This is a genomic window from Nocardioides sp., assembly GCF_041600255.1.
GTDB lineage: Bacteria > Actinomycetota > Actinomycetes > Propionibacteriales > Nocardioidaceae > Nocardioides.
In genome coordinates this window covers 1-7,418 of record NZ_JBFIKK010000147.1, presented here as the reverse complement: position 1 = coordinate 7,418, position 7,418 = coordinate 1, and the positions used below count along the sequence as shown (strand labels likewise).

Below are 7,418 nucleotides of genomic sequence, written 5' to 3'. Positions count from 1 at the left end.
CGACATGCGCGCGGCGCCGTACGACCTGAGCGGCCTGTGCCTGGAGCCGGTCCGGATCGAGACCCCCGAGGGCAAGCAGGAGTACGCCGCGGCACAGCGCCGGTTCGCCGAGCGCGGCGCCCCGCTGCGACAGCGACTGATCACCGCGTGCGAACGGCTCCTGACCGTGGGAGCGGTCGATGCCTGAGGTCGGCGCCGACGGCGAGGCGGTCGGCCGGGAGTTCCGCGACGAGGACTGGTACGGCGAGGATCTCGGCGCGATCAGGTTCGTCGACTGCACGTTCACCGACATGGACCTCAGCGAGGTCCGCACGGCCGGCGCCCACTTCGAGAGCTGCACCTTCCACGGCGGCCGGTTCAACTCCTCGCATCACTCGAGCACCGCGTTCGTGGCCTGCGACTTCCGGCGGGTCAGCTTCTTCGACGCCACCTTCGAGGGCTGCAAGATGCTCGGTTCGTCCTTCGCCGACTGCACGCTGCGGCCGATCAAGGTCAGCGGCGGCCAGTGGCGTGGCGTCACGATCCGCGGCACCAATCTCTCCAAGCTCGACCTGAGCGGGCTCGACCTGCGCGAGGCCGACCTCTCGCTGAGCGACCTGAGCGGCAGTTCCCTGAACGGCGCCCGGCTCGATGCCGCGACGCTGCGGGAGACCAACCTGGCCGGCGCCGACCTGCGCGGCGCCAGCCTGGACGGGGTCGACCTGGCGGCCGCCCGGCTGCGCGACACCCGCCTCGACCTGGCCGGAGCGATCCAGCTCGCCGAACTGCACGGCGCCGACGTCGACCCGGCGGCCGGTTAGTCCAGGAGTTCGACCCGGTCGCCGGGGCGCACGATGCCCGGGCGGGTGACCACGGCGTCCCAGCCGAAGCTGAGCTGGCGTGGCCCCTGGGGCGGCCTCAGGTCGGCGAGGGCCTTGAGCACCTTCGCGGCGGCCACCCCGGTGGCCGGGTCGAGATCCACCACGGCGCACCGCGGGATCGGCTCGCGCACCCGGATCCGGGCGTCGCCCACCGCGAGCTCGCGCCCCGCCCAGGCGTCCTCGGCGAAGGGCTCGTCGCCGGCGCCCAGCAGGAGCGTGGCCCGGAACCGTGCCGCCTCGAGGTTGTCCGGCGTCAGCCCGACTCGGTCGGCGACCCGGCGCAGGGAGGCGGTCGTCACGAAGCTGATCGGGGCGCCGTAGATGACCTGGCCGCGCGGCGCCGCGGCCAGCAGCACCGGGAAGCCCAGGTAGGTCGAGACCAGCTCGGCGAACGGGCCGGCCATCACCTCCAACCGGACGCGTCGGCCCCAGTAGTCGCTCTCGATCATCTCCCCGGTCGGCCGCGGCCGGCCCTGGACCCGGGTGCGGTCCGGCAGCTCGAGGGTCAGCGACGCCCCGTCGTACGTCGCGTCGATCGCCAGCAGGCGGGGGTTCTGCACGGTGCGCAGCACCTGGTGGCTCACCGCGTCGACGAAGCAGAACGCCCGGTCGCCGACGGCCCCCGAGGCGTCGAACACCAGCTCGTCGCGGACGGCGTGCCGGGCGCCCTTGACCGGGGTGATGCCGAGCCGGGTGACCTCCACCGTCCGAGCCTAGGCGCGTTCGGGCGGCAGCGAGACGCGGTCCGGCTTCGCGCTGCGCAGCCGGATGCCGTCCATCACCAGCGCCAGGCCGAGACCGAAGTCCCCGCGTTCGCGCGGCTCATCGGCGATCGCACCGGCGCTGCCCGCCTGCAGATGGGTCTGCTCGTCGACCACGTGGCCGTGCACGAAGTGCAGCAAGGTGCGCGCCGCCACCACCCGGAGTTCGGGGTCGAGTCCTCCCTCGGCGAGGGCCGCGACGATCTCGTCGTACGGCGCGGCCGCGCCGAGCCCGAAGGCGTGCACGGTGGCGACCACCTCGGCGCCGTCGCGGTAGGCGAGCATGGAGTCGCGCAGCTCCGAGCAGATCGCGACCACCCGCTCGTCCCAGCCCGCCGGCCGCTCGACGCGACGGCCACGCGCGAGGAGCTCGTCGGCCACGGCCGCCAGCAGCGTCTGCTTGTTGGCGAAGTGGTGGTAGAGCGCGCTGGGCTGGACACCGAGCTCGGCGCCGAGCCGGCGCATGGTCAGGTCGGCCAGTCCGTAGCGGTCGAGCACGACGATCGCCTGTGCCACGACGTCCGAGCGGTGGTAGCGCATGTCACACTCCTGGGCGTTCCGAATCGGCCGCGACAGCGTTGACGGCGGCTGGCGTCGACCTTAACCTGAACACCGTTCACCTGACCACCGTTCAGGTCGCCCGAGTCGAAGGACCACCACCCCATGAGCAGCACCACCGAGACCGCGCCCGCCCCGGCGGCCCGTCGCTTCACCACCACCGACCTCGCCCTGGTGGCCGCGTTCGCGGCCCTGATCTCGGCGTGCGCCTATCTCGGAGGCATCCCGGCCGGGGGTGCGGGCGTCAACATCACCCTGCAGAGCTTCGCCATCGTGCTGTCCGGTGCCGCCCTCGGCCCGGTGCGCGGGTTCCTGGCCGTGTCGCTCTATCTCGCCCTGGGCGCCGTGGGCCTGCCCGTCTTCTCCGGCCACTCCTCCGGCCTCGGCGTCTTCACCGGGATCAGCGCGGGCTACCTGTGGTCCTTCCCCTTCGCCGCCCTCGTCGTGGGTCTGCTCGTCCGCTGGGCCGCGCGGAACAACGGTCACACCCGGGCGCTGGTGATCTTCCTGTGCGCCGTGCCCGCCACCCTGCTCAACCACGGCGCCGGCATCGCCGGCATGAAGCTGCACGCCGACGTCTCCTGGTCCACCGCGGCGAGCTGGGACGCACCGTTCTGGGTCGGCGACATCCTGAAGATCGCGGTCGTGGCGCTGGTCGCCGCCGAGGTGCACCGCGCCTTCCCCGCCCTGCTGCGTCGTCGCTGAGCGGGCGCACGTGCCGATGCCCGAGCCCCTGCTCGAGCCTCTGCTCGAGTACCGGGGCGCGGGCCTGAGCGTCAGCACCGGGACCGGCGAGCGGGTCGTGCTCGCCCCGACCACCCTCGAGCTCACCGAGCGACGGATCGGCATCATCGGAGCCAACGGATCCGGGAAGTCGACGCTGGCCCGGATGCTGAACGGGCTCGTCGTACCGACCACCGGCCAGGTGCTCGTCGACGGCCTGGACGTGGCGACGTACGGCGCGAAGGTGCGCCAGCAGGTGGCGTTCTGCTTCACCGACCCGGCCGCCCAGCTGGTGATGCCGACCTGCATCGAGGACGTCGAGCTGTCGCTGCGGCGGCACGAGAAGAACGCTCGGCGGCGTCGCCGGCGCGCCCAGGAGGTGCTGGAGCGGTTCGGTCTCGGTGAGCACACCGACGTCAGCGTGCACGCGCTCTCCGGGGGTCAGAAGCAGCTGCTCGCACTGGCCGGCGTCCTCGCCACGGAACCGAGGGTGCTGGTCGCCGACGAGCCGACCACCCTGCTGGACCTGGCCAACACCCGGCGCGTCACCGACCTGCTGTTCGGGCTCGAGCAGCAGTTGGTGCTGGTCACCCACGACCTCGAGCTGGCCGCACGCTGCGACCGGGTGATCGTGGTCGAGGACGCCCGGGTGCGCTTCGACGGCCCCGCGGACGCGGCGGTGGCCGACTACCTCGCCTCGGTGGACGCATGAGCTCACCGGTCCTGGTCGGCGTCTACCAGCCCGGCGACTCGGTGCTCCACCGGCTGCCGGTCGGGGTGAAGCTGAGCGGCCTCGCCCTGCTTAGCCTGACCATCGTGCTGGTGCGCAGCATGCCTGCCTCGCTGGCCTTCTTCGCCCTCACCCTCTCGCTGGCGGCGCTGGGCCGGGTGTCGGTCGCGACGCTGGCCCGGGCCGGCCGCGGAGTGCTGCTGGTCGCTGTGGTGGTGGGCGCCTTCCAGTGGTGGCTGACCGGCTACGAGAAGGCGATCGAGACCCTGGTCGACCTGCTCGCGCTGGCGCTGGCCGCCGTGGTGCTGAGCGCGACCACCCCGATCAACGCGATGCTGGACGCGATCATCCGCTGGCTGACGCCGTTCCGGCGCGTCGGCGTCGACCCCGACCGGGTGGCGCTGACCTTCACGCTCGCCATCCAGGCGCTGCCGGGCACGATCGCGCTGGCACAGGAGACGCGGGACGCGGCCCGCGCCCGCGGCGTACGTTCCCCGCGGGCCTTCCTCTCGCCGTTCGTGATCCGGGTGGTGGCCCGGGCGCACGAGACCGGGGCCGCGCTGCAGGCGCGCGGGATCGGCGACTAGGCCGGCCTTTCCGCTGTAACGCGGGGTTATGGTCGCTGAACACGTCGCCGCAGGGGAACTCAGCGACAATTTCACCGCGCTACAACGGCTGCGGCGATGCGCTCAGGCGCCCGGGACCGGCTGCACCTGGAGGATCTCGATCGAGGCGCCCGGCATCGCCAGATGCGGATGACCGTCGGCCAGCGCCTTCGCCGCGTCCAGGTCGGCGGCCTCGAGGATCGTGTACCCGCTGATCTGGCTCTGACTGTCGGTGACCCCGTCCGCGGTGACCGCGGCGTCGGCAGCGAGCGGGGCGCCGAAGTCGACCATGCCCTCGCCGACCCGGCCGGCCCAGGCCATCCACCGGCCCAGCTCGGCCTCCATCTGCTCCTGGGTCCACTCCGGGGCATCGGCGGGCATCGGCGGGGACTGGTAGATGAACATGAACTTCGTCATGCCAGTACTCCTTGTGGGTTGGCGAACTTCTCATCCGAGAGATCGGTGGAGCAGCCAGCGGTGCCCGAACGGGTCCCGGAAGCCGGCGAACCGCCCGTACGGCGTGAGCACGCTCATGGCTCCACCGTCCCACTGGTCGAGCGCCACCACCACCTCTTGCGCGGGGTTGTTGACGCTGAGTGGCCCTGAGGCGGCTTGTTCAGCGACCATAACCCCGCGTTACAGCGGAAGGGCGGCCCGGCTCACCAGCCAGGCGGGCGACGATCGGCCCACGGAGCGGCCGCCTCGAGCTGGGCGGACAGCGAGAGCAGCAGCTCCTCCTCGGCCGGACGGCCCGCCAGCATCACGCCGACCGGGAACCCGTCCTCAGCCCAGTGCAGCGGCAGCGAGACCGCCGGCATCCCAGTCACGTTCCAGGCCGACGTCCAGGGGGTGAACTCCTTCTGGGCCTGGAAGTCCGCGGCCGGGTCGTCGTCGTCGCGCATCGCCCCCACCAGCGGCGGCCGCATCGCCAGCGTCGGCGTCAGGACCGCGTCGTACGGCGCCAGCGCCTCCAGCGCGCCCGCAGCGAACCGACGCATCGCCCCGATCGCCAGCCCGAACTCCGGACCCGTCACCGCCCGGCCACGCTCGGAGAGCCACCGGGTCAGGGGGCGCAGCAGGTGCTCCCGCTCGGGCGGTACGACGGACATCGCGGTCAGCACCGACCAGCAGGTCTCGAAGACCGGCACCGCCTCGCGCGGCAGCGGCCGCGGCACGTCCACGACCTCGTGGCCCAGGGACTCCAGCAACGCCGAGGTCGCCTCCCAGGCCTCGCGGCACTCAGGGGCGACCTCGACGTCGGTGATCACCGGCTCGATGAAGCGGGCGATCCGCAGTCGTCCGGGGTCGCGCTCGCAGGCGGCCAGGAAGGACCCGGACGGCTCCGGCGCCCAGAACGGGTCCCCCACCCGCCGTCCCGCCAGGACGTCCAGCAGCGCCGCCGCGTCCCGCACGGTGCGCGCCAGCGAGCCCGAGGTGGCCAGCCCCACCGGGTCGCCGTACATCGGGTGGCCGCTGATCCGGCCGCGGGTCGGCTTCAGTCCGACCAGGCCGCAGCAGGCCGCCGGGATCCGGATCGAGCCGCCGCCGTCGGAGCCCTGGGCCACGGGCACCAGTCCGGCCGCCACGGCAGCAGCAGCCCCGCCCGACGAGCCGCCCGCCGTACGACGCCGATCCCAGGGCGTCACCGCCGGCGGCGCGACCTCGGGCTCGGTGTAGCAGGGCGATCCGAACTCGGGGGTGTTGGTCTTGCCGATGCTGATCAGGCCGGCCGCCTCCAGCGACGACGTCACCCCGTCCGAGATCTCGGGGACGTGGTCGGCGAAGGCGGCCGAGCCGAAGGTCGTGCGCACGCCCGCGGTCAGGTTGAGGTCCTTGATCGCGGTCGGGACGCCGTACAGCGGCGACGCGCCCGGCGGGGGTACGGCGGGCAGCGCTGCGGCGCGAGCCCGTGCCCGGTCGGCGGTCAACGTGACGAACGCGCCGACGTCGTCGTGCTGGTCGGCGCGTTCGAGATGGTGCTCGACGAGCTCGCTCGCCGAGACCTCGCGTCGGGCCACGAGCGCCCCCTGCTCGAGGGCGGTGAGGTCGTGGAGGGCGGTCATGGCCCGACGCTAGCGGGTCAGGCTGCGGCCGCCTCGACGTCGTGCTCGACCAGCGAACGCAGGACCTCGGCCAGCTTGGCCCGGACCTCGGTGTCGGTCAGCACGTCGACCTCGAGGAAGTTCTGGTCGAGGCGGGCCTGCTCCACGACCACGGCGCCGGCAACGCCTGCGGAGCGCGCGACGTCGTCGTGCGCCCACTTGCCGCCGTAGGGGCTCGGGGCGACGCCGACGACTCCGAACGGCATGCCGGTGATGGCGCCGACGCCGTAGGGGCGCGAGAGCCAGTCGATGGCGTTCTTCAGCACGGCCGGCATGGTGCCGTTGTACTCGGGCGAGACGGCGAGCAGGCGGTCGGCGCCGGCGACCTGCGCACGCAGGTCAGCCGCGGCGGTCGGGACGGTCTCGCCGTCGAGGTCCTCGTTGTAGAAGGGCAGCTGGTCGAGACCTTCGGCGATCTCGACGACGACGCCCTGGGGCGCCTCGGTGCGCAGGATCTCGGCAAGGCCGCGGTGCAGGGAGTCGGCGCGCAGGCTGCCGACCAGAACGACGACGCGGGTGTCAGACATGGTGTTTCTCCTCGGACGGATGTGGATCATTCACCCAGCCAAACGGACTGCAGTCCGCTTATATTCCCGGAGGTGTCGGCACTTTCTCACCTAGAGTTGCTCCGCCATGGAGAACCGCCCGCTGCTGCCCCTCGCCGACGAGAAGCCCGTCGTCCGGTCCGACGCCGCGCGCAACCGTGAGCTCCTGCTGGAGACCGCCGAGCGGATGATCAAGCAGTGCGGCGTCGAGTCGCTGACGATGGATGCCTTGGCCGCGGCCGCAGGCGTCGGCAAGGGCACCGTCTTCCGGCGCTTCACCTCCCGTGAGGGACTGATGGCCGCCCTGCTCGACCACACCGAGGCGGCCGCCCAGGCGGCCGTGCTGTTCGGTCCCCCACCCTTGGGCCCCGGCGCCGAACCCTGGGACCGCCTGGTGGCGTTCGGACGATCGCGGATCGACCTCGCCCTGGACCACGCCGAGCTCATTCGGGCAGCCGGCGTGATGGCGACGCGCTCCTACAGCGCGTTCTCCTTCGTCGCCATGCACGTGCGCTACCTCTTCGGCGAGCTCGG

Annotated in this window: 11 protein-coding genes and 1 pseudogene; 6 read left to right on the top strand and 6 right to left on the bottom strand. The window is 72.6% G+C overall.

Annotated elements, in window-relative coordinates:
- Together ABZE72_RS14545 and ABZE72_RS14540 are read left to right on the top strand one after the other, a co-directional pair.
- Nucleotides 1-187 (top strand): annotated as a pseudogene (locus ABZE72_RS14545) (3-methyladenine DNA glycosylase); the annotation flags it as partial.
- Nucleotides 180-800 (top strand): pentapeptide repeat-containing protein, encoded by a 621-nt coding sequence (locus tag ABZE72_RS14540; RefSeq protein WP_372729752.1) that lies wholly within the window; start codon nucleotides 180-182, stop codon nucleotides 798-800. The pseudogene ABZE72_RS14545 and the gene ABZE72_RS14540, both read left to right, overlap by 8 nt.
- Here the strand turns inward: ABZE72_RS14540 and ABZE72_RS14535 are convergent.
- Both ABZE72_RS14535 and ABZE72_RS14530 read right to left on the bottom strand, forming a co-directional pair.
- Nucleotides 797-1,564 carry an MOSC domain-containing protein gene (locus ABZE72_RS14535; protein ID WP_372729751.1) on the bottom strand — a complete coding sequence of 256 codons (768 nt, stop codon included), beginning with the start codon at nucleotides 1,562-1,564 and terminating at the stop codon, nucleotides 797-799. The genes ABZE72_RS14540 and ABZE72_RS14535 overlap by 4 nt on opposite strands.
- Before the next feature lie 9 nt (nucleotides 1,565-1,573).
- Nucleotides 1,574-2,161 (bottom strand): TetR/AcrR family transcriptional regulator C-terminal domain-containing protein, encoded by a 588-nt coding sequence (locus ABZE72_RS14530; protein WP_372729750.1) that lies wholly within the window; start codon nucleotides 2,159-2,161, stop codon nucleotides 1,574-1,576.
- Between the two features lie 123 nt (nucleotides 2,162-2,284).
- Between ABZE72_RS14530 and ABZE72_RS14525 the strand changes: the two genes are divergently transcribed.
- Genes ABZE72_RS14525 through ABZE72_RS14515 form a run of 3 tightly spaced genes read left to right on the top strand, consistent with a single transcriptional unit; the run spans nucleotide 2,285 to nucleotide 4,219 of the window.
- Nucleotides 2,285-2,884: a biotin transporter BioY gene (locus tag ABZE72_RS14525; protein ID WP_372729749.1), complete on the top strand. Its 600-nt coding sequence runs from the start codon at nucleotides 2,285-2,287 to the stop codon at nucleotides 2,882-2,884.
- Nucleotides 2,885-2,900: 16 nt separating this feature from the next.
- Nucleotides 2,901-3,614, top strand: a complete 714-nt coding sequence (locus tag ABZE72_RS14520; RefSeq protein ID WP_372729753.1) for an energy-coupling factor ABC transporter ATP-binding protein — start codon at nucleotides 2,901-2,903, stop codon at nucleotides 3,612-3,614.
- A complete protein-coding gene (locus tag ABZE72_RS14515) occupies nucleotides 3,611-4,219 on the top strand; it encodes an energy-coupling factor transporter transmembrane protein EcfT (RefSeq protein ID WP_372729748.1) in 609 nt (202 codons plus the stop codon). Before ABZE72_RS14520 ends, ABZE72_RS14515 begins: the two co-directional genes overlap by 4 nt.
- A 102-nt stretch (nucleotides 4,220-4,321) precedes the next feature.
- Here the strand turns inward: ABZE72_RS14515 and ABZE72_RS14510 are convergent, their stop codons facing one another.
- Genes ABZE72_RS14510 through ABZE72_RS14495 form a run of 4 tightly spaced genes read right to left on the bottom strand, consistent with a single transcriptional unit; the run spans nucleotide 4,322 to nucleotide 6,866 of the window.
- Entirely contained in the window at nucleotides 4,322-4,654 is a 333-nt protein-coding gene (locus ABZE72_RS14510) for a hypothetical protein (RefSeq protein WP_372729747.1), read from the bottom strand.
- 30 nt (nucleotides 4,655-4,684) lie between these two features.
- Nucleotides 4,685-4,864 carry a hypothetical protein gene (locus tag ABZE72_RS14505; RefSeq protein ID WP_372729746.1) on the bottom strand — a complete coding sequence of 60 codons (180 nt, stop codon included), beginning with the start codon at nucleotides 4,862-4,864 and terminating at the stop codon, nucleotides 4,685-4,687.
- Between the two features lie 32 nt (nucleotides 4,865-4,896).
- Nucleotides 4,897-6,300 carry an amidase gene (locus ABZE72_RS14500; RefSeq protein WP_372729745.1) on the bottom strand — a complete coding sequence of 468 codons (1,404 nt, stop codon included), beginning with the start codon at nucleotides 6,298-6,300 and terminating at the stop codon, nucleotides 4,897-4,899.
- A 17-nt stretch (nucleotides 6,301-6,317) separates the two neighbouring features.
- Nucleotides 6,318-6,866, bottom strand: coding sequence for an NADPH-dependent FMN reductase (locus ABZE72_RS14495; RefSeq protein WP_372729744.1), 549 nt, complete (start codon nucleotides 6,864-6,866; stop codon nucleotides 6,318-6,320).
- A 106-nt stretch (nucleotides 6,867-6,972) separates the two neighbouring features.
- Between ABZE72_RS14495 and ABZE72_RS14490 the strand changes: the two genes are divergently transcribed.
- Nucleotides 6,973-7,418: TetR/AcrR family transcriptional regulator (locus tag ABZE72_RS14490; RefSeq protein WP_372729743.1), on the top strand; the 446-nt coding region annotated here is incomplete at its 3' end.

What these genes read in the sequence shown, in the direction of transcription:
- ABZE72_RS14540 (WP_372729752.1), top strand. Translation starts at nt 180, where the DNA reads ATGCCTGAGGTCGGCGCCGACGGCGAGGCGGTCGGCCGGGAGTTCCGC.
- ABZE72_RS14530 (WP_372729750.1), bottom strand. Translation starts at nt 2,161, where the DNA reads ATGCGCTACCACCGCTCGGACGTCGTGGCACAGGCGATCGTCGTGCTC.
- ABZE72_RS14525 (WP_372729749.1), top strand. Translation starts at nt 2,285, where the DNA reads ATGAGCAGCACCACCGAGACCGCGCCCGCCCCGGCGGCCCGTCGCTTC.
- ABZE72_RS14520 (WP_372729753.1), top strand. Translation starts at nt 2,901, where the DNA reads ATGCCCGAGCCCCTGCTCGAGCCTCTGCTCGAGTACCGGGGCGCGGGC.
- ABZE72_RS14515 (WP_372729748.1), top strand. Translation starts at nt 3,611, where the DNA reads ATGAGCTCACCGGTCCTGGTCGGCGTCTACCAGCCCGGCGACTCGGTG.
- ABZE72_RS14510 (WP_372729747.1), bottom strand. Translation starts at nt 4,654, where the DNA reads ATGACGAAGTTCATGTTCATCTACCAGTCCCCGCCGATGCCCGCCGAT.
- ABZE72_RS14505 (WP_372729746.1), bottom strand. Translation starts at nt 4,864, where the DNA reads ATGGTCGCTGAACAAGCCGCCTCAGGGCCACTCAGCGTCAACAACCCC.
- ABZE72_RS14500 (WP_372729745.1), bottom strand. Translation starts at nt 6,300, where the DNA reads ATGACCGCCCTCCACGACCTCACCGCCCTCGAGCAGGGGGCGCTCGTG.
- ABZE72_RS14495 (WP_372729744.1), bottom strand. Translation starts at nt 6,866, where the DNA reads ATGTCTGACACCCGCGTCGTCGTTCTGGTCGGCAGCCTGCGCGCCGAC.